Origin of the sequence: Malaciobacter halophilus (assembly GCF_002837275.1) — a bacterium.
In the GTDB taxonomy this organism is placed as follows: Bacteria; Campylobacterota; Campylobacteria; order Campylobacterales; family Arcobacteraceae; genus Malaciobacter; species Malaciobacter halophilus.
This window is the reverse complement of sequence record NZ_NXIF01000023.1, coordinates 50,690-74,062: the sequence shown is the minus strand read 5'-3', so window position 1 is coordinate 74,062 and position 23,373 is coordinate 50,690. Positions and strand designations below refer to the sequence as shown.

At 27.5% G+C, this 23,373-nt stretch carries 23 protein-coding genes; 15 read left to right on the top strand and 8 right to left on the bottom strand.

Going from position 1 to position 23,373, the window contains the following annotated elements; genetic code table 11:
- Positions 1-26: 26 nt before the first annotated feature.
- The 6 genes from CP960_RS05955 (at position 27) to CP960_RS05930 (ending at position 6,578) form a co-directional block, all read left to right on the top strand.
- Positions 27-1,379, top strand: a complete 1,353-nt coding sequence (locus tag CP960_RS05955; protein ID WP_101184501.1) for an imelysin family protein — start codon at positions 27-29, stop codon at positions 1,377-1,379.
- Positions 1,345-2,751 carry a di-heme oxidoreductase family protein gene (locus CP960_RS05950; RefSeq protein ID WP_101184500.1) on the top strand — a complete coding sequence of 469 codons (1,407 nt, stop codon included), beginning with the start codon at positions 1,345-1,347 and terminating at the stop codon, positions 2,749-2,751. The genes CP960_RS05955 and CP960_RS05950 overlap by 35 nt, the downstream gene beginning before the upstream one ends.
- Positions 2,751-3,689 (top strand): imelysin family protein, encoded by a 939-nt coding sequence (locus CP960_RS05945; protein WP_101184499.1) that lies wholly within the window; start codon positions 2,751-2,753, stop codon positions 3,687-3,689. The genes CP960_RS05950 and CP960_RS05945 overlap by 1 nt, the downstream gene beginning before the upstream one ends.
- Positions 3,689-4,594: a sterol desaturase family protein gene (locus CP960_RS05940; protein WP_101184498.1), complete on the top strand. Its 906-nt coding sequence runs from the start codon at positions 3,689-3,691 to the stop codon at positions 4,592-4,594. Before CP960_RS05945 ends, CP960_RS05940 begins: the two co-directional genes overlap by 1 nt.
- Positions 4,591-5,751 (top strand): cytochrome-c peroxidase, encoded by a 1,161-nt coding sequence (locus CP960_RS05935; protein WP_101184497.1) that lies wholly within the window; start codon positions 4,591-4,593, stop codon positions 5,749-5,751. Before CP960_RS05940 ends, CP960_RS05935 begins: the two co-directional genes overlap by 4 nt.
- A gap of 119 nt (positions 5,752-5,870) precedes the next feature.
- Positions 5,871-6,578 carry an SDR family NAD(P)-dependent oxidoreductase gene (locus tag CP960_RS05930; RefSeq protein WP_101184496.1) on the top strand — a complete coding sequence of 236 codons (708 nt, stop codon included), beginning with the start codon at positions 5,871-5,873 and terminating at the stop codon, positions 6,576-6,578.
- 54 nt (positions 6,579-6,632) lie between these two features.
- Here CP960_RS05930 and CP960_RS05925 read toward each other — a convergent pair whose 3' ends face one another.
- Positions 6,633-7,325 carry an exodeoxyribonuclease VII large subunit gene (locus tag CP960_RS05925; protein WP_101184495.1) on the bottom strand — a complete coding sequence of 231 codons (693 nt, stop codon included), beginning with the start codon at positions 7,323-7,325 and terminating at the stop codon, positions 6,633-6,635.
- Positions 7,326-7,461: 136 nt separating this feature from the next.
- Here CP960_RS05925 and CP960_RS05920 point away from each other — a divergent pair, with 136 nt between their 5' ends.
- Complete coding sequence (locus tag CP960_RS05920) at positions 7,462-8,793, top strand: TolC family protein (RefSeq protein ID WP_101184494.1); 1,332 nt, start codon at positions 7,462-7,464, stop codon at positions 8,791-8,793.
- Here the strand turns inward: CP960_RS05920 and CP960_RS05915 are convergent.
- Genes CP960_RS05915 through CP960_RS05905 form a run of 3 tightly spaced genes read right to left on the bottom strand, consistent with a single transcriptional unit; the run spans position 8,788 to position 10,939 of the window.
- A complete protein-coding gene (locus CP960_RS05915; protein ID WP_101184493.1) occupies positions 8,788-9,684 on the bottom strand; it encodes a DMT family transporter in 897 nt (298 codons plus the stop codon). The two genes, CP960_RS05920 and CP960_RS05915, sit on opposite strands and share 6 nt — an antisense overlap.
- 59 nt (positions 9,685-9,743) lie before the next feature.
- Positions 9,744-10,523: an AraC family transcriptional regulator gene (locus CP960_RS05910; protein ID WP_101184492.1), complete on the bottom strand. Its 780-nt coding sequence runs from the start codon at positions 10,521-10,523 to the stop codon at positions 9,744-9,746.
- A gap of 47 nt (positions 10,524-10,570) precedes the next feature.
- Entirely contained in the window at positions 10,571-10,939 is a 369-nt protein-coding gene (locus CP960_RS05905; RefSeq protein WP_101184491.1) for a Fur family transcriptional regulator, read from the bottom strand.
- Positions 10,940-11,054: 115 nt separating this feature from the next.
- On the opposite strand from CP960_RS05905, the gene CP960_RS05900 reads away from it, so the two are divergent.
- From CP960_RS05900 to CP960_RS05890, 3 genes are read left to right on the top strand one after another with little or no spacing between them, the layout of a single operon-like run.
- Positions 11,055-12,065 carry a metal ABC transporter solute-binding protein, Zn/Mn family gene (locus tag CP960_RS05900; RefSeq protein WP_101184490.1) on the top strand — a complete coding sequence of 337 codons (1,011 nt, stop codon included), beginning with the start codon at positions 11,055-11,057 and terminating at the stop codon, positions 12,063-12,065.
- 2 nt (positions 12,066-12,067) lie between these two features.
- On the top strand, positions 12,068-13,519 hold the full coding sequence (locus tag CP960_RS05895; RefSeq protein ID WP_101184489.1) for a nickel/cobalt transporter: 1,452 nt from the start codon (positions 12,068-12,070) through the stop codon (positions 13,517-13,519).
- Positions 13,520-13,578: 59 nt separating this feature from the next.
- Entirely contained in the window at positions 13,579-14,946 is a 1,368-nt protein-coding gene (locus tag CP960_RS05890) for an MATE family efflux transporter (protein ID WP_101184488.1), read from the top strand.
- On the opposite strand, the gene CP960_RS05885 is transcribed toward CP960_RS05890, so the two are convergent.
- From CP960_RS05885 to CP960_RS05875, 3 genes are all read right to left on the bottom strand, one after another.
- Entirely contained in the window at positions 14,939-16,441 is a 1,503-nt protein-coding gene (locus CP960_RS05885) for a PLP-dependent transferase (RefSeq protein ID WP_101184487.1), read from the bottom strand. The genes CP960_RS05890 and CP960_RS05885 overlap by 8 nt on opposite strands.
- Before the next feature lies 1 nt (position 16,442).
- Complete coding sequence (locus CP960_RS05880; protein ID WP_099310059.1) at positions 16,443-17,594, bottom strand: trans-sulfuration enzyme family protein; 1,152 nt, start codon at positions 17,592-17,594, stop codon at positions 16,443-16,445.
- A 74-nt stretch (positions 17,595-17,668) separates the two neighbouring features.
- On the bottom strand, positions 17,669-19,327 hold the full coding sequence (locus CP960_RS05875) for a TIGR01212 family radical SAM protein (protein WP_101184486.1): 1,659 nt from the start codon (positions 19,325-19,327) through the stop codon (positions 17,669-17,671).
- 131 nt (positions 19,328-19,458) lie between these two features.
- Between CP960_RS05875 and CP960_RS05870 the strand changes: the two genes are divergently transcribed.
- The 3 genes from CP960_RS05870 to CP960_RS05860 all read left to right on the top strand — a co-directional run bounded on the left by CP960_RS05870 (position 19,459) and on the right by CP960_RS05860 (position 21,696).
- A complete protein-coding gene (locus tag CP960_RS05870; protein WP_101184485.1) occupies positions 19,459-20,919 on the top strand; it encodes a protein adenylyltransferase SelO in 1,461 nt (486 codons plus the stop codon).
- 65 nt (positions 20,920-20,984) lie between these two features.
- Positions 20,985-21,209, top strand: a complete 225-nt coding sequence (locus tag CP960_RS05865; protein WP_101184484.1) for a DUF2798 domain-containing protein — start codon at positions 20,985-20,987, stop codon at positions 21,207-21,209.
- Positions 21,210-21,219: 10 nt separating this feature from the next.
- On the top strand, positions 21,220-21,696 hold the full coding sequence (locus CP960_RS05860) for a MarR family winged helix-turn-helix transcriptional regulator (RefSeq protein WP_101184483.1): 477 nt from the start codon (positions 21,220-21,222) through the stop codon (positions 21,694-21,696).
- Positions 21,697-21,710: 14 nt separating this feature from the next.
- Here the strand turns inward: CP960_RS05860 and CP960_RS05855 are convergent, their stop codons facing one another.
- On the bottom strand, positions 21,711-22,106 hold the full coding sequence (locus CP960_RS05855; RefSeq protein ID WP_101184482.1) for a DoxX family protein: 396 nt from the start codon (positions 22,104-22,106) through the stop codon (positions 21,711-21,713).
- Positions 22,107-22,377: 271 nt separating this feature from the next.
- Here CP960_RS05855 and CP960_RS13725 point away from each other — a divergent pair, with 271 nt between their 5' ends.
- Complete coding sequence (locus tag CP960_RS13725; protein ID WP_162919060.1) at positions 22,378-22,533, top strand: hypothetical protein; 156 nt, start codon at positions 22,378-22,380, stop codon at positions 22,531-22,533.
- A gap of 231 nt (positions 22,534-22,764) precedes the next feature.
- Positions 22,765-23,367, top strand: a complete 603-nt coding sequence (locus tag CP960_RS05850) for a TetR/AcrR family transcriptional regulator (RefSeq protein WP_101184481.1) — start codon at positions 22,765-22,767, stop codon at positions 23,365-23,367.
- The last annotated feature ends 6 nt before the right edge of the window (positions 23,368-23,373 follow it).

The window sequence follows — 23,373 nt, the reverse complement described above, 5'->3', positions numbered from 1 at the left end:
TATTAAAATTAAAAAAGGAAACATAAATGACATTTACAAAAACAAAAGTTCTTGTAGCTTCTCTTTCTCTTGCTGCAACACTTGCATTAACTGGTTGCGCTACTTCACAAGTTAATGCAACAAATAATCAAGTAACAGCAAAAGAGCTATTAACTGCTTATTCAAATATCGCTTTAGTAAACTATAAAGATGCTATTAAAGATGCAAAACAGTTAGATAAAGCAATAAATGACTTTGCAAATAATCCAACACAAGAAAATCTTGATATTGCAAAAGCAGCTTGGTTAAAATCAAGAGAATCATATGGTCAAACTGAAATTTTTAGACTTTCAAATGGTCCAATTGATGCTGAAGAAGGTTGGGTAGCAAATGCATATGGTGCATTAGAAGGACAATTAAATGCTTGGCCTCTTGATGAAAATATGATTGATTACACAATAGATGCAAATGGGAAAAAAACATCTGGAAATATTATTGATACTAAAGGTGAATTTAATCCAGGTGGCGAAGAGAGTACAGTTGTAAATGTAAAAGATATTACTGTTGATGCTTTAACTGCTTTAAATGAAAATGGTGGGGAAGCAAATGTTAGTACTGGTTATCATGCAATTGAGTTTTTACTGTGGGGACAAGACCAAGATTACTCTAATTTTGTAAAAGACTCTATTACTAAAGGTGCTTTAGTAGCTGGACAAAGACCACTAAGTGATTTTACATCTCATAAAGATGCTAAAAGAAGACTTGACTATTTAAAAGCTTCTAGTAAAAAACTAGTAGATGATTTACAAACTGTTGCTTCAGCTTGGAAAAAAGAAGTAAAAGGGAACAATGGATTATATAGAGCTGCAATCTTAGGACAACTTAAAGGTGAAAATGCATCTAAAAATATAAATGAAGAGACAGCACTTAGACAAATCTTTGCTGGAATGGGTGTATTTATAAAATCAGAATTAGCAAATGAAAGAATTGCAGTTGCAGTATTAACTCCAAGTGAAGAAGATGAGCACTCTTGCTTTTCAGATAATACACACAGAGATATTGTGACAAATTATCAAGGTTTCAAAAATGTATTAATGGGTACATATAATGGTATGGATTTTGGAAAAGCACCGATTGATATGGTTAAAGGTGAAACAAGAGATAGAATCTTAAATCTAATGGCTTCAATTGAAGACAAAATAGCAGATATTAATACAATTGCTGAAACTTCAAGACATTTTGATTATCAAATTAGACCAAATGACCCTCAAGCAAAAGTTATCGTAAAACTAAAAAATGAGTTAAGAAAACTTGGTGATGAGATGGTTAATGTTGCAAAAGCAAATGGAGTTGAGTTATCTACAGATGATGTTACAGATCCAGAAGAAACAAAAATATAGTTTCAATGCTGTAAAAAAAACATTAGTCTTAAAAAGTCTTGTAGCACTTTTTGCTACGGGGCTTTTTGCCGTTAATAGTGCTGATGATATTTACACAGAAAAACTAAGTAAAAATAGTATATTTAAACCAATAAAAGGTTTAAATAATAAACAGTATGACCAATATATATTAGGTAAAAGTTTTTTTAGAATTCCTTGGGTTGAGTCACCAAGTGCAACAACTGCAAGAGATGGACTAGGACCTTTATATAATGCAAATACATGTATTTCTTGCCATCCAGCAAATGGTAGGGGAACTTTTTATAAAAAAAATAGTAATAAACTTTCAAGAGCCTTAGTTGTAAGACTTTCAATTCCTTCAAATGATTCTAAAGAGCATAAACAATATATTAAAAAAATCGGTTTTGTACCTGAACCAAACTATGGAGCACAACTATCTATAAATGGTGTACATGGAGTAATGTTTGAAGGACGACCAAGTTTTGAATTTGAGAAAATCAAAGTAACTTTTCCAGATAAAGAAGTAGATACTCTTTTAAAACCAAAATATGTTTTAAAAGATTTGAATTATGGTGATTTACATAAAAATGCAATAGTTTCATATAGACTTGCTTCTACACTTATGGGAATGGGACTAATTGAGTTAATATCAAATGAAGCAATATTAGCAAATGAAGATATAGATGATAAAAATGGCGATGGAATCTCAGGTAAAGCAAATAAAGTATATTCTCCTAAAACAAAAAAATTTGAGTTAGGAAGATATACTTGGAAAGCAAGTACTGCAACAGTAGAAGAACAAATAGCAGGTGCAATGCACAATGATATGGGACTTACTACTCCTTTGCATCCTGATGAAAATTGTACAAAATCTCAAAAACAGTGCAATGAAGCTCCTAAGGATATGAAATATAAATTTGATGTTCCTCAAAATAGACTTGATGCTATTGAGTTTTATTTAGCAAACTTAAGAGTTTATCGACCAAAAGAGGATAAACAGTTTAAAAAAGGGCTTGAACTTTTTAAAAAACTTGGTTGTGCATCTTGTCATATTACAAGTTTTGAAACAAAAATAGGGAAGATTAGACCATATTCTGATTTTTTACTTCATGATATGGGAGAAGGTTTAGCTGATGGAAGAGTTGAGTTTGAAGCAACAGGAAGTGAGTTTAGAACTGCTCCACTTTGGGGACTTGCGCTACATGAAAAAATAAATGGTGTAAAACCAAGACTTTTACATGATGGAAGAGCAAGAGATTTTCAAGAGGCTATTTTATGGCATGGTGGAGAAGCTTCAAAAGCAAAACATAATTATATGAATTTACCAAAACAAAAAAGAGAAGAATTAATTAAATTTTTAGGAAAGTTATAATGAAAAGAGTAGTTTTAATATTAGCACTATTTGTATCTTTTGCATTTTCAAATACATTTACAAATATTATACAAAATGTATCATTACCAAATGTAAATAAAGCATTAGAAGATATAAATAGTTTAGAAAAAAGTTATAGTAAAAAAGATTTTGACAAATTAGTGAAATCTTGGAAAAAGGTACAAGCATTGTATTTAGCTGGTTCTATAAATGAAGATTATATAGATACACCAAGATATATTGATATTTTTCATCATGGAAATGAAGATATTACAAAGCAACTAAATAGAGCTATAAAATCAAGTGATGATGCAAGTGTTGAGTTATTTAGAAATTCAACAAAAAGTATTAATGCTATTGAATATATGCTTTATAAAGATGAAAAGCTTTCAAAAAGAGAAAAAGAGCTTTTAGATGTGATGTTTAAAGCTATAAAATCACACTTAATGGATATAAAAACAGTATATTCGAACTATTTAAAAAGTAAACAAAGAAGTGAAAAGTGGGGAAATGCAGTTATTATAAATAAGCTAATTGACTCAACATATAAACTAAAAGAGTGGAGAGTAGGTGACCCAGCTGGATATTCAAGAAAATATAAAGATAATCCAGATAATAAAAGAGCAGAATATTATTTATCTAAAAATAGTTTTTCAGCAATAAAAGCAATACTTGATGCTCACAATGAAGTAATAGGAGAAAAAGAGTATAAAAACTTTGCAACTATGGCTTTAAATAGTGGAGCAAAAAAACAAGTAATGCAAGTAAGAAAAGCTTTACAAGAGTCTTATGAAGAGCTATCAAAATTGAAAACAGATGATTTCTCAAATGCACAAGGACTTTTTGAAGCATTAAGTAAGTTTCACAATGCTTATTATTTATCACTTATTGAAGAACTTTCTGTAACAGCAAAAATCTTAGATGCGGATGGTGACTAGTGGACTTTTTTGCACTTGAATATTTTGTAAATCCAAATAAAAGAGTATATTGGGGCTTTTTATTAAGTTCTATATTTATTGCTTTTGTATATGTATATTTGAAAAAAGATAGTAGTTCAAGGATACTATTTTCTTCAAAACTTTGGTGGCATCCAAGTGCAAGATTGGATTATAGTTATTTTTTAATATCATATTTTATTAAGTTATTTATGATTTATCCTGTGGTTGTTAGTGCAAAAACAGTAGCTTTAGCAGTAAACTCAACTATGAGTGAACAGTTTGGATACTTTTATACAAACTCATTTTCATATGAAACTATTATGATTTTGTACACAATCACGCTTTTTACAGTAAGTGATTTTACGCGTTACTGGACACATAGATTTTTACATACTATCCCTTTTTTATGGCATTTTCATAAGGTACATCATAGTGCAAAAGTATTAAATCCTTTAACTTTTTATAGAGTACATCCTATTGAAAATATACTTTTTGGATTTAGATACTCTTTAAGTATTGGAGTTGTAACAGGAGTATTTATATACTTTTTTGGTGCAATGCTTAGTGTTTATGATATTTTTGGAGTGAATATTTTCGTATTTTTATTTTCACTTCTTGGCTCAAACCTTAGACACACTCATGTGAAGTTTAAATATTTTTCATGGTGTGAAAAGTGGCTTATCTCTCCATATATGCACCAAATACATCATAGTACAAAACATTTTGATAGAAATTATGGAGGTTATCTTGCTATTTGGGATAGAGTGTTTAATACACTTACCTTATCCAAAGAGGTAAAAACGATGAAATTTGGACTTAGAAAGGAACAAATGAGTGATTATGATTCTTTATTTAAGCTTATTTGTACACCTTTTTTAACTTTAATACAAAGGAAAAAGATATGAAGTATCTAAAATTGATTGGTTTTTCTTTAGCTGCACTTATCTTAAGTGGATGTAATCAAACATTTATGACAAAAGAGCAGTTAGCAAAGCAACAACTTGAAAAAGAGGAATTAGGAAAAATACTATTTTTTGATAGAAACTTATCTAAAAATAGAAATCAAAACTGTGCTACTTGCCACAATCCTAAAAGAGGGTTTATTGATGATAGAGATAATGGTGTAGAAAAAATGGCATCACTAGGGGATAATGAAAAATCTATTGGTGATAGACAAGCTCCAACAGCAACTTATGCAATGTATTCTCCAAAGTTTCATTTTGATAAAAAAAGTAAACAATATAAAGGTGGACAGTTTTGGGATGGAAGAGAAGCTACTTTAGCAGGTCAAGCTGGAGGCCCACCAACAAATCCTATTGAGATGGGTATGCCAAGTAAAAAAGCAGTAGTAGATAGATTAAAAGAGAATGAATACTATATAAAAAAATTTAAAGAGCTTTATGGAGATGATATATTTGAATCTGATGAAAAAGCTTATACAGCTATGACTGAACTTATTGAAGCCTTTGAGATGACAAAAGAGTTTGCACCTTTTGACTCAAAATATGATAGATTTTTACGAGGAGAGTATGATTTAACTCCTTTAGAAGACTTAGGTAAGGCATTATTTTTCTCAAACAATAATAACTCTTGTTCAAATTGCCATGTATTAAAAGGAGAAGATAAAGAGGGTGAAACATTTACTAATTATGAATATCATAATATAGGAACACCAATAAATCATAAATTAAGAGCTAAAAATGGAGTAAAAGCAATAGATAATGGGCTTTTAAATAATCCAGCTGTAACAGATGAAAAACATAAAGGAAAATATAAAGTTCCAACATTAAGAAATGTTGCTGTTACAGGACCATATATGCACAATGGTGTTTTTAAAGATTTAAAAACAGTTGTTGAATTTTATGATAAATATAATAATCAAAATAGAAAAATCAACCCTGAAACTGGAAAACCTTGGGCAGAGCCTGAAATAGAAGAGACTATTTCTTTAGATGATTTAAAAGCAAAAAGATTAAGCGATAGAAAAGTAGAAGCTCTTGTGGCTTTTCTTAAACTACTTACAGATAAAAGATACGAACACCTACTAGAAGAAAATAAATAATCAAAAGGTTTTACCTTTTGGTTATTTTATTAAAAAAATATTTATAAATAACAATATTTTTTAAGAGTTTTGAAATCAACTGACTTATATACTTTAGTTATAAAAGTAGGGAGAGAACTATGAACAAAAAAAGAGTTTTGATAACTGGTGGAAATAAAGGTATTGGTTTAGCTGTTTCAAGAGCTATGTTGGAGCTAGGACATGAGATTATTATAGTTGCAAGGGAGTTTGAAACTTGTCCTTTAGTTGGGGTAAAAGATGTAACAGCAATTGAGTGTGATTTATCAAAGCTTGAAGATTTACCAGCACTTGCAAAAGAGGTTGGTGATATTGATATTTTGATAAACAATGCAGGTTATATGCAACCAAAATATACATATGACAACTATCCTGTTGAAGCAAGAGAGCACATTATGAATGTGGATTTATATGCTCCTGTTGAACTTATAAATCTATTTTGTGAGCATATGAAAAAGCAAAAATATGGAAGAATAGTAAATACAGCTTCAATTGCTGGACAAGTAGGGCATCCTGATGTTTGGTATGGTATTGCAAAAGCTGGACTTATAAATGCTACAAAAATCTATGGAAAACTTTTAGGTGCACATGGTATTACTGTAAATTGTGTAGCTCCAAGTCCAACACAAACAGATATGCAAAAAGATAATTCAGAAGAGAGAAAAAAAGAGTTTAAAAAGACAGTTGTTACAAATAGATTTGCCCAGCCAGAAGAAGTAGCAAAAGCAATAGTGTGGTTAGCAACTGATTGTCCTGAGTATATAAATGGAACTTGTCTTGATATAAACAACTGCTCATATGCAAGATAAGATACATAGCTAGAAAATTTCTAGCTATGTTTTTTTAGTGTCTAGCAATAGTGATTAAAGTTTTGTAAACTTCGCATTTACTCCAATAACTTGATACTTAAAGCCATATCCATAATCAACATCAGTATTAATTGTACCTATAACTTCAACTTTATCACCTTTTTTTACTTTTTCATCTGCATTTGGTGACCTAAAGATAACTAAATCTTTTCCATCTTTGATTTTTACCCAAGTATTTCCAAGAACTTTATTTGATACTTGAACAACTTCACCTTCTACTTTTACATTTTTGTTTTTAAATTTATTTTTGTTTTCAAAAAGTTTTGAAATAGTTGTTTTGATTGGTTTATCTTTAGAGATAATAATCTCATCAAACTTTGGATTTGGTCTTGTTCCTTTTGTCATTTGTCCATGGATTCCATGTACATTTTCAACTCCATGAATAGCTTTTTTAGCATTTGGCATCTCAGCAAACATGATTTTATCAAATTTTTTATTTAGTGATTTACTTTTGAAGTTTGTCATCCACATTTGTTCACTAATCTTAATCGTCTCTCCAACTTTTAAGTTTGCTGCTGGTACTGCAGCCCAAAAGTTTTTATCTTTTTCTTGAAGCTTTACATATGTGTATCCACCCGCATTTTTGAACTCAAGAACTTTTCCCTCATGGATTGTATCTTTTTTTGCAAAAGCAGTATTTAGTGATAATAATACACCAATACATCCAATTGTTAGTTTTTTTAGCATTTTAATTTTCCTTAATAAAAATTGCCTTCCCTTGCTTGAATTTTATATTAATTAAACTTTATAAATTCTTTTTAGTATAGCTTTATAAAGATTTGTTTATAATGTAGTAGTTTAAACACACTACATAAGGTATTTGATGAAGCAAAAAATCTTTTTAGTACTTTTTATGTTTGTACTTTTTTCAAAGCTTTTTGCTCAAGAAATAGAAAATAGAATAGACCTAAAGTCACTTTTCTTACTCTGTTTAAATGAGACAAAACAAAAAAGTATAAAAGATAACAATTTAATAGTACAAAATAAAAGTTTTCTAATAGATAACCAAAGACTTGTAAATGGTCTATATTCTCAAAGCAATTATAATTCATTAGTAGTGTTACTTCAGCTTTTATATACAAATAATCATATTTTAAAAACTAAACAGAGTAAATATCTTCTAAATAGTGCTATTTACGAAAAAGAAGAGGGCTTAAAAGATGCAGTTTTATATGCAATCTCAAAACTTTACTTTAAGATACTTAACTATGAAAAACAGCTAGAACTAAATACAAAAAGAACAGAGATTTTAAGAGATACCATAAAATTAGCAAGAAAAAGAGAGGCTTTGGGTATAAAAATAGATGAAGACCTTAAAGCTTTAAAAGTTCAGTTACGAAATACAAGTGTAGATAGAATCAAGATTTTTGAAGAGAAAAATAAGCTAAAAGCTCAGTTAGAAACTCTTGTAGGAAGAGAACTTGAAAACTTCAATTTAAAAGATTATGACCTTTCAAGTAGTGAGTTTACTTTGCATAATGAGTCTTTGGTCTTTTTTGTAAATAGTAAAAGAAAGCTAAGAAGAGTAGCAGGAAAATTGACAAAAAATTATATCAATGATAACGTAGAGTTATATATAATTCAAGCTTTATTGGATAGTAAAAGACAAAAAGCAGCTCAAGATGATTATACAAAAGAGTTATTAAGAAAGTCAAAGACAGTTGATGAAGTAATAAAAGAACACAAAAAAACAACAAACAATAAACCTTGGAGTAGTGAAGAGTTTGATAAGATTATAGAAGAAAAACTTCCTTTATACAAAAATGCAAAAGTTACACTAGAAAGCAAACAAAATAAAAATGAAGTTGAAAATCTAAAGCTAACTATTCAAAACAAAAAATCAAAAATAAACAAAACAATTTTTGAAAATTTAGAAAATTTAGTATCAAACTATAAAACAATAAATAATTCAAAAATTTCAAGTACAAATGCAAAAAGAAACTATAAGTTCAAAAAAAGAGTTTATGAAAAAGGTGATATATCTTTAGATTCACTATTAAGTGCACAAAATAGTATGCTTATCTCAACCTTAAATGAATCAAGTGCAACTTATGAATATTTACAAGATATTGTAGCTATTTTTTATAACTGTGGAAAAATTAGAGCTTTTGCTTATGATGGCTTAAAATATGAGTTAGAAAATAGTGTCTTATAGACTCTTTTTTCTAACTACTTTGATGTTATTTAAGATTTTAACTGCATATAAAGTCATGATTGTTCCTACTACTATTGAGATACTAATACTCTCTTTTAAAAATATTGCACTAAATCCAATAGCAAAAAATGGTACTAAAAATATAAAAGAGCTTACTTCATTTGTCCCAAGTTTTTCAATTCCAACAAAATAAATAGTTGTAGCAAATGTAGTTGAAACAACAGCTAAAGATAAGATATTGAACCAAAAAATAGAGTCAAATCCACTATAATCAATAGTCGTAACATCTAAAAAGAAAATCATTACTAAAATAGTTGAAATAGCATACATATATAAAGTAAATACCATAGGGTTTGTTTTTGTGATTTTTGAACTTACTATTGTCAATATAGGCCAAAGTAGTGAACCAGTTAAAAAATACATATTGTATGTAGTAAAAATCTCTTCTGCACTAAAAGAGAAAACATTTAAGATAGTTAAAACCCCAAATCCTCCTAAAACAAGTGCAAAAATATCTTTTTTTAATATTTTTTTTGAATAAAAAATTGCCATTATTATAAAAGTATTAATAGGTATAAGAGTAGTTACTAAAGCTCCTCCTAAACTAGCAGTTCCATATTTTGTACCTAAGAAATAGCACTTCATGTAAGCAATCATAACAATTGCTGCAATTAGTGCTAAAAAAAGACTTTTTTTATTTATATAAAAATATTTTCTACTAATAACTAAAACAGGTGCAAGTGAAATAATAGTAAAAATATTTCTAAAAAACATAAGTTCATACTCATTTATATATGCACTTAAAACTTTTGCATTTACCCAAGATGCTCCCCAGCCTGCCATTGCTAAAATCATTAAAATATAAAAAATAGTTTTATTTGTCTGTGTCATTTATCTTCTTTTTATTTTTAATATATCAAAAATTTATTTTTATTTATAGAATAATATTGCTATTTTTTTATAATCTTAGAAGGGGTATATCCATAAAGTTTTTTGAAATTTCTTGTAAAGTGCGACTGGTCATTGAATCCAACTTGAAAGCTTGCTTCTGCAAGACTTACTCCATTGTTTATTAAAGAGATTGCTTTATTTACTCTTTGATTTATAATAAAATTATGAGGAGTGATTCCTAACTCTTTTTTAAATACTCTTAAAAAATGAAATTTACTCATATTTGAGTTTTTTGCAAGCATTTTTAAATCAAAGTTTGTATCAAGGTTATCGCTTATTAGTTCATAGCTTTTTTTTACTACTCTTTTATCATCAAAAATATTCTCAAAGCTTTTTTTACTATGTGATGTATAGTTGATAATCAAATAAGACAATGCTTCAATTAAGCTACTTTGCACAAGAAGAGTATCCTCTTTATTGTAGTAATTTATAAAAAAATTATGAAGTTTAAAAAATAAAATCTTATCACTAATAACATGTTTTTGGAAAATAGGAATTCTTTTTTCAAAGAAAATATCTTCATATATACTTGAAAGTAGTTCTACATTTGGATAGAAGTTTGAGTGTGACCAAGCATTTGATACTCCTCCGTGTACTTCTCCTGGATTATTTACTCTTGAAGTATATTTAAAAGAGTCGTATTTTTGATTTGTATTAAAAGATTTTAATACTCCATCATAGGTTATTCCTATTGTATATGTGTCATGAAAATGTTTTGAAAAGTTGTCATTTGAAAGTTTAACACTCTCAAATGTAGTGTTTTTTAGTATCTTATTCATGGCTTATTCTAAAATAGTTTAATAGTGTGAATATAGAATAAAATTGCTTATTTCTCTAAGCAATCAGGACAAATACCTTTTATGATAATATTATCTATTTCATGTTTTGGTAGTTGAAAATTGATATTTTGGGCAATACACTCAATATTTGAGCATTTACAACAAATAAAGTGGGCATGAGGTGTATTTTGAATTTCATAATATCTTTTTTTATCATTTGATTCAAAACTACTTATTATGTGTTCATCTTCAAATTTTGTTATATTTCTATAAAAGGTTGCTTTATCCATAGAAAGATTACTTTTTATGTCATCATAACAAATTGGTCTTTTTGAACTCATAAGTATTTCAAGTATGGCTTTTCTTGCTGTTGTTAATTTTAAGTTTTTTTCATTTATCAATTTTTCTACATTCATGAAAAGATTATAGCAACTTATTTTTAAAATATAATTAGAAGATGCAACTAAGTTGCGTTAAAGTTTTTATATATTATTATTCCACAAATGCAACTCGATTGCAAAAGGAGAAAAAATGAAAAAGTTATTTATTGCTTTATTGGCCTTAAGTAGTATGATTTTTGCAAAAGAGGTAACAGTTAGTATCTTACCTCAAAAATATTTTGTAGAAAAAATCGCTAAAGACAAAATTGATATAAATGTGATGGTTAAACCTGGATTTTCACCTGCAACTTATGAACCAAAAACATCACAGATGAGAAAGCTTGCAAAATCTGAAGTCTATTTTGCTATTGGTGTTCCTTTTGAAAAGGTTTGGTTAGAAAAGTTTAAAAATGCTAATTCTAATATGAAAATAGTAGATACTGCAAAAGGAATAGAAAAAATCCAAATGGCAAAGCATGAACATCATGAAGAAGAGCATGACCACGACGCACATCATGAAGAAGAGCATGACCACGACGCACACCATGAAGAAGAGCATGACCACGACGCACACCATGAAGAAGAGCATGACCATGACGCACACCATGAAGAAGAACATGACCATGACGCACACCGTGAAGAAGAACATGACCACGACGCACATCATGAACACGCTGGGTTAGACCCTCACATTTGGTTAGACCCTATTTTAGTGAAAACACAAGCTAAAAATATCTATAAAACTCTAATACAAATTGATGAAAAAAATAAAAACTTTTATAAAGTAAATTATGAAGAGTTTATAAAAGAGTTAGATGAACTATATTTACAATTAAAAACAGTTTTAAAACCTGTAAAAGGTAAAGCATTTATGGTATTTCATCCATCATGGGGATATTTTGCAAAAAGATTTGATTTAGAACAAATTGCAGTTGAGGTGCAAGGAAAAGAACCAAAACCAAATCAATTAGTTGAGTTGATTAATGAAGCAAAAGAGCACAATATAAAAGTAGTGTTTGTTGCACCACAATTTTCTCAAAAAAGTGCAAAAGTTATTGCTTCAAATATCAAAGGTGATGCAGTTGTGATGAATCCTCTTGAAGAGAATTTAAAAACTTCATTGTTAAATACTGCAAAACAGATAGTTAGTTCTTATAAATAAATATGCTTAGAATACTATTTTGTTTTTTATTTACACAAAGCATGATATTTGCTTGTGCTTTGTGTAGTGTTTACTCTCCTCAAACAAAAGTAGCTATAAAAGTAAACTCTACTGATACAAAAATTAACTCAATTGATATAAAGTGGGTTATTACAAAAGAGTTTACTGAACAATTAAAACAGATATATGATACAAATTTAGATAATAAACTAGATGAATATGAGATGAAATTTATTCAAAAAGCCTTAGTTGATTATGCATCAATGAAAAATTTCATGACTCATTTATCTTATGGAAAAGTAATAGATAAACAAAATTCTGATTTAGTAAAAGTAAGCTCTTATGAAGCTAAAATTATAGATGGAATACTACATTTTTTTTATACTATTGATGTAAATTATGATATTAAAAATGATTATGCTTTGTATATCAAAATCAATGATGATGAAAACTATTTTGTTTTACTTTTAGAAAAAGATTATCTTAGTTTTAGAAATAAAGCAAAAGTTTCTAAGATTGTAGATACACAAAGTGTAGTATTTCATATCTCAAATGCAGCTATTAAAACACAAACTACAAAAAAACAAGATATTATAAAAAATAGTGCACAAAAAAAAGAAGAAGTATCTATTCAAAAGAGTAAAAAAGAAGAAACTTTACTTGATGAGTTTGTAAAAAAAGTTAAAAAGTATTTAGTTGAGGTGCAAAAAGGAGATACTCTTGCTTTAATTACTTTACTTTTTGTTTCATTTATATATGGGATAATTCATGCTTTAGGTCCAGGACATGGAAAAGCTTTAGCATTTTCATATTTCTCTGCAACTAAAAGCTCTTACTCAAAAGCTTTTATTATTTCCCTTGCTTCGGCTTTTGTTCATATAATAGGAGCTTTAATCTTAGTATCAATTTCAGTTTTTATACTTCAATCTGTATTAAACAGTTTTGTAAGTGATAGTGTAAAGATTTTGACTCAAGTTTCAGCTATTATGATTATGCTTTTAGCTTTTTATATACTACTTCAAAAGTTAAATAATAAAGGTTGCTCTTGTAGTTCTTGTAGCTCTTGTAGTACAAAAAATAGTAATGCCATCTCTTTTAGTACTTCAAGTAGCCTATCATTAAAAGCAAATGATAAAATTGATTTTAAAAATTTAAAAAAGAAAAAAAGAAGTGATTTATATTTTGTATTGACTGCTGGACTTATTCCTTGTCCTGGTACAGTAATACTTTTTATCTATGCCTTTGTTTTAAAAACTTATTTTGCAGTATTATTAGCTTCAATTGCAATTAGTTTTGGTATGGGACTTGTAATATTTGCAAGTTCATTTTTAGGAGTTAGCTTGCATAAATTAAGTGCAAAATCACATAAATTAACTTATATTTTAGAGATTGTTTCTCCTATTATTATGTTTATTCTTGGACTATTTTTACTTTTTAGTTCTAACTCTTTGTAAATTTACTATTTGTTAAGATTCAAGGGATATAATTTCGCATATTTAATCTGAGGTTGAAAATGTTAACAACAAAACCAATAACGGTTTTTTTTAAATATGCTATCCCTTCTATCTTAGGCTTATTAGCAATATCATCTGCAGGAATTATTGATGGATATTTTGTAGGAAATTATGTAGGTCCTACTGCTCTTGCAGCAATGAATATGAGTTATCCTATTATTACTATTATTATAGGTTTTGCATTTATGTTCGCTGTTGGAAGCAGTGTAATTTGTGCAAAATTAATGGGAGAGAAGAACCTAAAAGAAGCTAATAATATTTTTTCAAAATCTATAATATTTATTGTTTTTTCATCTATTTTATTGGCATTATTATTATATTTTAATTTAGATAATATTTTTAGTTTATTCAATGCAAAAGAGGATTTAAAAAATCTAACAGTAAGCTATTTATCTATAATTTTATTTTTTATGCCAATATTAATGGTAGCAATTGTTCTTGATTTTTTCGTAAGAGTTGATGAACAGCCAAACTTAGCATTTCTTGCATTGGTTTCAAGTGCAGTTGCTAATATAATACTTGATTATATTTTTATTGTTGAGTATGGTTTTGGCATACAAGCAGCAGCATATGCAACAGGAATTTCTCAAGCATTGATTTTTTTTATACTGCTTCCTTATTTTTTATCAAAAAAGTCAAGCTTTAGTTTTATAAAACCTTATGGAGATTTTAGCTCAATTTATAAAGCTATGAAAAATGGCTCTTCTGAGTTTATAAATGAAGCTTCAGCAGGTATTACAGTAATTATTTTTAACTATATTATGCTACAAAACTTTGGAACTTTTGGAGTAACAGCTTATACTATTATTGGATATTTTATTACTGTTAGTTTGATGATAAATTTTGCAATAGCTGATTCAATGCAACCAGTAATTAGTAAAAACTTTGGTGCAAAAAATTTTATTAGAATTAATAAGTTTTTAAAAATAGCAGTAACTTTTTTAATCATAATTGCAATAGTTTTAGTAAGTTTAGTGTTGAGTTTTCCTGATGTTTTAATAGAGCTTTTTTTAGAAGGAGATAGTAAAAAAAGTATTGAAAATTTGACTTTACAATTTATTTACTATTCATGGCCAGCTTTTTTATTTTCTGGGATTAGTATTTTAATTACATCATATTTTACTTCAATACAAAGACCTTTTTACTCTATAACAATAGCATTATCAAGAAGTTTTGTTTTTCCAATATCATTGATAATTATATTGCCTATTTATTTAGGAAGTGTAGGAATATTCATAACTTTAGCACTTAGTGAGTTTTTTACTTTTTTAATTGCTATTTATTTATTCTTGAGAAAAAGAGAGAAAATGCCTACATCTTTAATAAATACAAATAAAAAAGACTATGAGGTAGAGAGTCTTAAATAAGACTTTCTACTCTTTTAAATTCATTGATAATATCTTCAATATTTTCAGTTCCAACTGAAATACGAAGTAAATCAATAGGTAAGTTTATTTTTTTTAAAAACTCTTGACCTTTTTTACAAGAGATATAATCATAATGAGCTAGATAAACATAAGGCATTAGAAGTGTAAATTCTGTACCTAAGCTTGGTCCTTTTGCAAAGTTTAAGTTGTCATATATTTTTCTAAACTCTTTATTAAAAGTAACACTTATAAGACCAGAGTATGAGTTATCATCTTGTATTGCTATTTTATAATTTTTTTCATTCTCTTTACTAAAACAGTGATAAATTTTATCTATATAAGGACAATTTTCAAAATAGTGAATTAGTTTTTTTGTATTAGCACTTATTTGTTCTACTCTTTTTTCATAATCTTTAATCTCATAAGCTAGTCTTTGAATGTCTTTTATATATACCATATCAAGATGTTTAAAAAACTCACCTTGCATATGTGAAATTTTGAAGTTTTCATTTAAGATTATTGCTCCCATTAAAACATCTGCATTTCCACATGCAAACTTTGTAAGGGATTCAACTAAAATATCTGCATAGGGTTTTAAGTTTAGATTGTATGGTGTTGCTAGGGTTACATCTATTACTAAAACAATATTATATTTATTGCAAAGTTCTCTCAATCTTTTTAAATCTACACTTTGAAGTAGGGGATTTGTAGGTATTTCTGTAATAATTGCAGATACATTTAAGCCATTTATTTTTAAGAAACTTTCAAGTTCATCAAGTTTTGTTATATCTAAGAATTTCTTTGTTCTATTGTAGTGGTGTTCTACTATATTCATAGTATCAAGATATAACCAACCTAATTGAACTAAAATAGTTCTATTATTTTTCTCTTGTATCTTTTTTAATCCTCTAATTACTGAATAGATTGCATTCATTCCAGATGGGGCAAGACCTATGTTTTTTATTGGTTGCTTGTATGCTTTTGCAAGAGTTTGTTTTACTGTGTGTAAAGCTGTATTTTCATCTTCTAACTCTTCTTTTTGTTTAGTTTTTATAACTTTTACTTCATATAAATAGTCTTGTGCAAATCTTGAAGATAAGTTACAGCCAACATGTTGAATAAATGTAAGTACCTTTTGAAGCTGTGTTGTACCTTTTAATACTAAAATTACACCAAATGGTTCATCTATATCAATTTTGTTATGAATAAAGTATTTATTACTTACAATTTTTACTGCTTCTTTTGAGCTTAGCAATACAACTTCATATTTATTACTAACTTTATATTTATTTTTTATATAGTTTGCTAGAAGTTTTAAGTATGGATGCAAAACAAATCTAGGATAAGCACTTTTTATCTTTTCTAAAATCTGTGGTGTTTGCTCTTCATAATCAATAACATCTTGTAAACTTGGCATACTTACAGATACAGCATGTATGTTATTAATAGGTAAAGTTTCACCACAAGGAATATGCTTAAATAGTTCTTTTTTCATATTATTTTACGGCTTGTTTTATATCTTCTATTAAATCATCTATGTGTTCTAAACCAATTGAAAATCTAACTGTACTATCACTTATTCCAATTGCAGCTAACTCTTCTTTTGAAAAACTTGCATGGGATATTTTTGCAGGTATCTCTACTCTTGAGTCTGGACTTCCAAAAGAACATTTTTCTCCAAAAATTTTAGTATTTTCAATAAACTTTTCTGCAAGTTCTTCACTTACAAAGTCAACACAAAAAACACCTGGAATATACTGCATTTGCTTCTTTGCAAGTTCATATTGTGGATGTGATTTAAGTGCTGGATGAGTTACTTTTTTTATATAATCTTGCTCTTGTAAAAAGTTTGCAATTTTTATAGATAGTTGTTCATGCTCTTTCATTCTAATTTTCAAAGTAGGGATACCAAGTGTTATAAGATATACATCCATTGGGTTTTGACTTCTTCCATGTGCATTTGCATAGTAATGAATTTCTTGTGCTAACTCTTGTGTTTTTGCAACAATAGCACCAGCAACAACAGCTCCATGTCCTGATACATATTTAGTAGTTGAAAATAGACTAAAATCAGCTCCAAGCTCTAAAGGTCTTTGTGAAATAAATGTAGCAAGTGAGTTATCAACTGCAAAAAGTGCATTGTATTTATGTGCTATATTTGCTATTTGTTCTAAATCAATAATTTTAAGACCTGGATTTGTAGGACTTTCACAAAGTACAAGCTCTATTTGATTGTTTTTTAATATCTCTTCAACTTTATCTTGGTCTAAAAAGTTGGCAAAATGAACTGTAATATTATATTTTTCTTTAAATACTTTTAACAATCTAAAAGTTCCACCATAACAATCTGCTTCAACTAAGATTGATGAGTTTGCTTTTAAAACTGTTTCAAATAAAAGTGCAACAGATGCTATTCCTGTGTGTGTACAAACACAACCAGCACCACCCTCAACATCACTAAAAAGATTCTCTAACATCTCTCTTGTTGGGTTATCACTTCTTGTATAATCATAAATCTTATTGCCATTTTGTTTTTTTAAATCAAAAGTTCCAGTATTGTAAATAGGAAAGTGTGAAGCTCCTGCTTTGTCTTCAAATGGAGCATACTTTGCTATGTGACTTAATGCTGTTTCTATATTTTTATTCATATTTCCCTCTATATTTCTTACTTATATATAATATTTTACAATAAAAAAAATTAGATTTAGTTATATTAGGCTATTTATAGGCTTTGCTGCTCTTTGTTTGTAACAATTTGTTTATCTCTATAAACTAAATATCTATCTTCATAGCATACCTCATCACTACTATTTTGTCCATGTTTTATCACTAAAACTTTTATATCTGTTTTTTCTAAGTTAAACTCTTCATAAATAAAATTTGCTTTTGCAAGTGCAACTTTTACTACATGATTTGTTTGTGAACAAACCATAACTCCATCACTTTTAAGTGCACTTTTTAAAAGTTTAAAAAAATCATAGCTTAATAAAGAGGCATTTAGATTGTGTAAAAAGCTATCAAGATATATAATATCAAATTTTTTTGTTAAGTTTTTAAGGGCAAATCTTGCATCTTGAACTATAAAATTTAAGCTATTAAAATCATCTTTATAACTATATTTTTCAAATATCTCTTCTAATAGTTTTGAATAGTTTTCATCTTCAATAAGTTTTGAAGCTGTTTTTATAATTACTCTATTTTTATCAATTGCTGTGATGTTTAGTTTGTGTTTCTTTTCTAAAAAGATACTACAAAGCGAGTTATATCCCATACCAAAACCTATATCAAGTAAATCTATATCTTTTTTTTCTAATTTTTCTTTTAGTTTGGATTGCTTTATAAAAGCCTCTTTTGCTTGTAATAAAGCACCACTTTTAGGATGATAATAATCTTTATGTATCTTATCCCATACTGTTATACTTTTATCTTTTAATTTAAAAGTGTTCTCTTTTTGTAAAGATACTTCTTGTTTATTTATCATATCAGCTTGAGTATATCCTGCATAAATCATTTGTTGATTTACATACTCAACAAATTGACCTTTTTGCATATGCCAAATTGGAGAGAGTAAATCACTACTTGGTGTATCTGTACTTATTCTAACTATTGCAATATTTTTAGGAATATTTCTTATAAGGTAGATTAATTCTTGTGCATATTCATACTCATCTAAAGTTTTAAACTTGTTTTTTTCATACTCTTTGTGAAGTAAAGTATTTTTAATAATATGAAGATTATGAATTTTTATACCATCAACTTCATGTTTTACTAATTCTTTAACTGTATGAAGCCAATCTTTTCTTGTTTCTTTTTCAAGTCCTACAATAATATGTGCAAAAATTTTTATACCATACTCATTAAGTTTTTGTATAGCTTTGATACTACAACTAGCATCATGACCTCTATTTATTCTTTTTAAAGTTGTATCATTTAGTGTTTGAACTCCTAAGTCAATATAAACATCAATTTGTTCATTTAACTCTTTTAAATACTCTAGTGTTTTTTTATTTAAGCAATCAGGTCTTGTTCCAATACTTATAGCTTTAAAATTATATAAACTAAGAAGCTTCGAATATACTTTTTTTTGATTTATTACAGAGGTGAAGGTTCCTGTATAAGCTTGAATATAAAGCATAAACTCTTTTGCTTTATATCTATTTTTTGAAAAAGTAATAGCTTTTTGTATCTGCTCTTGCACACTATTTGTATCAAGAGTTTGTGCTGCTCTTGCTCCATTTGAGGGACAAAAGGTACAACCACCAATTCCATTTGTATCTCTATTTGGGCATCCAAGATTTAAATCAATTGGGATTGAGTGCAGTGTATTTCCATAGTTTTCTTTCATATAATTTTTAAAACTAAAGTAGGGCGCTTGTGACATTTAAATCCTTTGTGCAATTATATTTATATTTATATTAAAAGTTATTTTTCAATTAAAAAAAATATATAATAAAGCTGATATAGGACAAATTTTATCTTGTTTTGATAGTCTAATATTAAAAAAGATATTATATGAAACTAAATGAACTAAACTTACAAACAGAATACTTAAATAGTGTTGATAATAAGTTTTATCAACTTTTAAATGCAACTTCATTAAAGGAAGCTTTCTTAATCTCTTATAATAAAAAACTTTGCGATGAAATAGGTCTTGATTATAGTGAGTGTGAAACAAAAGAGTTTATAGATTTTATAAATGGTAAAAAAATACTAAAAGGTTCAAAACCTTACTCTATGGTTTATGCAGGTCATCAGTTTGGATATTTTGTTCCACAGCTTGGAGATGGAAGAGCTATAAATTTAGGAAGTATTAATAACTGGCATCTTCAAACAAAAGGTTCAGGAATTACAAGATATTCAAGACAAGGAGATGGAAGAGCAGTTTTAAGTTCAAGTATAAGAGAGTATATTATAAGTGAAGCTATGCATGCACTAAATATTCCAACAACAAGAGCATTAGCAATAATTGGCTCAAACCATAATGTTTATAGAAATCCTTTTCAAGCACAAAAAGGTGCAATTGTTTTAAGAGCAAGTGATTCTTGGATTAGAATAGGAACTTTTGAGTACTTTGCAAGAAGTAAAGATGCAAAAAAGAGTTTAACTGCATTAAGTGATTTTGTAATCTCTCAAAACTATAAGCATTTAAAAGATGATGAAAATAAATATGAAAAGTTTTTTTATGAATTGGTTGATAAAACAGCTTTACTTTTAGCAAAATGGCAAGTATATGGATTTATGCATGGAGTTATGAATACTGATAATATGTCAGTTTCAGGAGTAAGTATTGATTATGGTCCTTTTAGTTTTATGGACTATTTCCAAAAACACTGTATTTGTAATCAATCAGATATAGAAGGAAGATACTCATATAACAATCAACCATATATAGCAAAATGGAATCTTTTTGTTTTAGCTGATTGTTTAAGTATTATTACTGATTTTGAAAAATTAAAACAATATTTAGAAACATTTTTTTTAAAATATGAAAGAGAGTATTTAGAACTTATGAATAAAAGATTAGGTCTTGATATAACTTTAAGTGGGGATAAAAATCTTGATTTAATTATTAGGTTACTAAATGTATTAGAGTCTTCAAAAATTGATTATAATTTATTCTTTTATAAACTATCAAAAATAAAGAATTTAGATGATTTCTCTTCAATTTTAGATAATTGTATTGAAGCTTTTCATATGAAAGAATGGTTACAAGAGTATAAGCAAGATTTACTTTTAGACCCAAGAACTCAAAATCAAAGATGTGAAAGTATGCAAAAGGTCAATCCAAAATACATAATTAAAAATTATATGCTTCAAGAAGCAATACAAAAAGCTCAAGAGGGTGATTTTACTTTAGTAAATGATTTACTTACTATCGCACAAGCACCTTTTGATGAACATATAGAGTTTGAAAGATATGCACAAGCAACACCAATACAGTTTGCAAATATAAAATTATCATGCTCTTCTTAAATATTAAATTATTTTATGATATTAATTAGTATTTTAAAAATAAATTATAATATTAAGGAATAGAATTGATTAACGCAAAATATAGACGATTAGTATTTTCATTCTTGATGGCTTTACTTATGACTTTTATCATGAGTTTTGCTATAACATTTATGAATTTGGGGTTTATTGATGAGTTTGTTTACAAATGGATATCTGCTTTTATAAAAGCATTTTTTATTGCATTTCCTTCTGTATTTTTTGTAGCACCTTTTGTAAATAGACTTGTTGATGTGATTATTAAAAAATAAGGGGTAAATTATGCCTTCAAAATCAGCTATTATACAGCCAAAGCATTATGATAACTTTGAAACAAATCCTATTTATACAATAGCTTCAAAAGTTTATAAATTAAATTCACTTTTAAAAAAAGAAATTGAAAAATCTCTTTTGAAATATGGGATTAGTTTTCCTGAGTTAGATTTGCTTATGGTTTTGCATGAGGCAGATAAAAAGATATTTAAGCCAAGTGACTTTTATGGAAAATTACAGTTCTCTTCTGGTGGAATTACTAAAATTATTAAAAGATTAGAAAAAAAAGAGTTTGTAAAAAAAGAGATTTTACCAGAGGATTTAAGAAGTAAACCTATAAGTATTACAAAAAAGGGACAAAGGTTAGTTTTAGAGGTATTTCCTAAAATACTTCAAATTGAAAAAGATATATTTTCTATACTTAGTTTTGAAGAGTTAGATATAACAAATAACTCTTTATCTAAAGTAATAAAAACTATAAAGTAAAAGCTTTCAAGCTTTTACTTTGAATCAACGGAAATTTTTCCCGCTCCTAAAAACATAATTGCAATACAACTAAATATATAAAAATATATTGTTTCTAGTAAAGGAGCACCATGTTTTGATATTGCAAATATTTCTTGTGGATGAACTAAATATATTGCCATAACCATAGTGCACATTATTATAAATGCACTAAATCTAGTTTTATATCCAATAATAAGAAGAAGAGGAGCTAAAATTTCTCCAATATATACTCCATATGCAAGTATAGCTGGAAGTTCATTTTTAACTAACATATTCTCTACAAAGCCCACTCCATGAATAATCTTAGCGTAACCATGAAAAAGCATCATAATGGCTACTGTAAGTCTTAGTATAAGCTTTCCAACATCTGTATCAGTAGTTCTATTCATACATTATACCTTTATAAATTATCATTCACTTCTATTATGCACTAGTTGAACTTAAAAGTTAATAACGATTCTTAAAAAGAGTATATAAATGTTTTAATTTATTATTTTATAATCTTAAATTCATAAAATAGACTTACTTGCTTTTTATTTTTTATTTGGTTATACTGAAATACTTTTAGATGATAATTAATCATCTGTTTATTACTTTATAACCCTTTCTAGTTATTTTACAACTAAACAATCAAACAAAATTAAATAAAGGAGAATACATATGTCAATTACACATATAAAAACTAAGAAAAAAATTGAAGTTTTTCTAAGACTATTAGAAAAAAAAGAGAGTTTACAAGATGCTTGTTCAAAAGCTGGTTTAGATATTAAATCATATCTATTAAAAAATAGACATTTACTACTAAAAAACAAGTAGTTTTACTACTTTATCTACTGCTTCATGTTTTGATAGGAGAGTCTCCTATCAGTACTACAAATAACTTAAATTTTATATCTTAATATCTTGAATTAAAAAATTATTATTTTTTTTCGACCAAGAGTCGGAAATAAAAGTTTCTATTAAGAAAAATGTTATATAATTCAATTTGACCGACAGTCAGTCATGAAAAAATCATGACTATTCCACTAGCTTAATTACGGAGATTTGATGCCTAAAATTGTAAATAAAGAAGAGAGAAGAAAAGAGATTGCACTAGCTTGTAGTGATTTGATTCATGAAGTAGGTATAAAAAAACTTACAGTTTCACAAGTTGCAAAAACAGCAGGTATAGGAAAAGGTACAATCTACGAATATTTTGAAAATAAAGAGGATATTATTTTTGAAATAATAAATATTCATATTGACAAATATCATAATGAGTTTGAGCAAAATATAAAAAAAGAGAAAACAACTAGAGATAAGGTTTTACACTTTTTTAAATTTGCAATTGATGATAGTAAAGAGAATATGAAACATTTTGATGGTTTTAAAGAGTATCTATCAATAGTATTAAGTGAAGAAAATGAGCAAATGTTAAGTTTTAATTGTAGTTGTAGCAGTTTCTTTCAAGTTCAATTAGCCAAAATCTTACAAGAAGGAATACAAAAGGGTGAATTAAAGAAAGAGGCTATTGATTTAGTTGAAGTTATAATGGTTTATGAAAGAGGCCTTGCAATTACAAAAATGACGCAAAACGATGCAGACGTAAAAGTGCTTTGCAAAAAGTTTATAGACAATCTTTTTGAATTAGTAGAAGTTAAAAAAGATTAAGAGAGA

Excerpts from the sequence above, each read along its gene's own strand:
- CP960_RS05885 (WP_101184487.1), bottom strand. The coding sequence starts at position 16,441 with ATGAAAAAAGAACTATTTAAGCATATTCCTTGTGGTGAAACTTTACCT.
- CP960_RS13725 (WP_162919060.1), top strand. The coding sequence starts at position 22,378 with ATGTCAATTACACATATAAAAACTAAGAAAAAAATTGAAGTTTTTCTA.
- CP960_RS05935 (WP_101184497.1), top strand. The coding sequence starts at position 4,591 with ATGAAGTATCTAAAATTGATTGGTTTTTCTTTAGCTGCACTTATCTTA.
- CP960_RS05955 (WP_101184501.1), top strand. The coding sequence starts at position 27 with ATGACATTTACAAAAACAAAAGTTCTTGTAGCTTCTCTTTCTCTTGCT.
- CP960_RS05910 (WP_101184492.1), bottom strand. The coding sequence starts at position 10,523 with ATGAATAAGATACTAAAAAACACTACATTTGAGAGTGTTAAACTTTCA.
- CP960_RS05920 (WP_101184494.1), top strand. The coding sequence starts at position 7,462 with ATGAAGCAAAAAATCTTTTTAGTACTTTTTATGTTTGTACTTTTTTCA.
- CP960_RS05945 (WP_101184499.1), top strand. The coding sequence starts at position 2,751 with ATGAAAAGAGTAGTTTTAATATTAGCACTATTTGTATCTTTTGCATTT.
- CP960_RS05900 (WP_101184490.1), top strand. The coding sequence starts at position 11,055 with ATGAAAAAGTTATTTATTGCTTTATTGGCCTTAAGTAGTATGATTTTT.
- CP960_RS05850 (WP_101184481.1), top strand. The coding sequence starts at position 22,765 with ATGCCTAAAATTGTAAATAAAGAAGAGAGAAGAAAAGAGATTGCACTA.
- CP960_RS05915 (WP_101184493.1), bottom strand. The coding sequence starts at position 9,684 with ATGACACAGACAAATAAAACTATTTTTTATATTTTAATGATTTTAGCA.
- CP960_RS05875 (WP_101184486.1), bottom strand. The coding sequence starts at position 19,327 with ATGTCACAAGCGCCCTACTTTAGTTTTAAAAATTATATGAAAGAAAAC.
- CP960_RS05905 (WP_101184491.1), bottom strand. The coding sequence starts at position 10,939 with ATGAATGTAGAAAAATTGATAAATGAAAAAAACTTAAAATTAACAACA.
- CP960_RS05895 (WP_101184489.1), top strand. The coding sequence starts at position 12,068 with ATGCTTAGAATACTATTTTGTTTTTTATTTACACAAAGCATGATATTT.
- CP960_RS05860 (WP_101184483.1), top strand. The coding sequence starts at position 21,220 with ATGCCTTCAAAATCAGCTATTATACAGCCAAAGCATTATGATAACTTT.
- CP960_RS05870 (WP_101184485.1), top strand. The coding sequence starts at position 19,459 with ATGAAACTAAATGAACTAAACTTACAAACAGAATACTTAAATAGTGTT.
- CP960_RS05880 (WP_099310059.1), bottom strand. The coding sequence starts at position 17,594 with ATGAATAAAAATATAGAAACAGCATTAAGTCACATAGCAAAGTATGCT.
- CP960_RS05855 (WP_101184482.1), bottom strand. The coding sequence starts at position 22,106 with ATGAATAGAACTACTGATACAGATGTTGGAAAGCTTATACTAAGACTT.
- CP960_RS05925 (WP_101184495.1), bottom strand. The coding sequence starts at position 7,325 with ATGCTAAAAAAACTAACAATTGGATGTATTGGTGTATTATTATCACTA.
- CP960_RS05890 (WP_101184488.1), top strand. The coding sequence starts at position 13,579 with ATGTTAACAACAAAACCAATAACGGTTTTTTTTAAATATGCTATCCCT.
- CP960_RS05950 (WP_101184500.1), top strand. The coding sequence starts at position 1,345 with ATGATGTTACAGATCCAGAAGAAACAAAAATATAGTTTCAATGCTGTA.
- CP960_RS05930 (WP_101184496.1), top strand. The coding sequence starts at position 5,871 with ATGAACAAAAAAAGAGTTTTGATAACTGGTGGAAATAAAGGTATTGGT.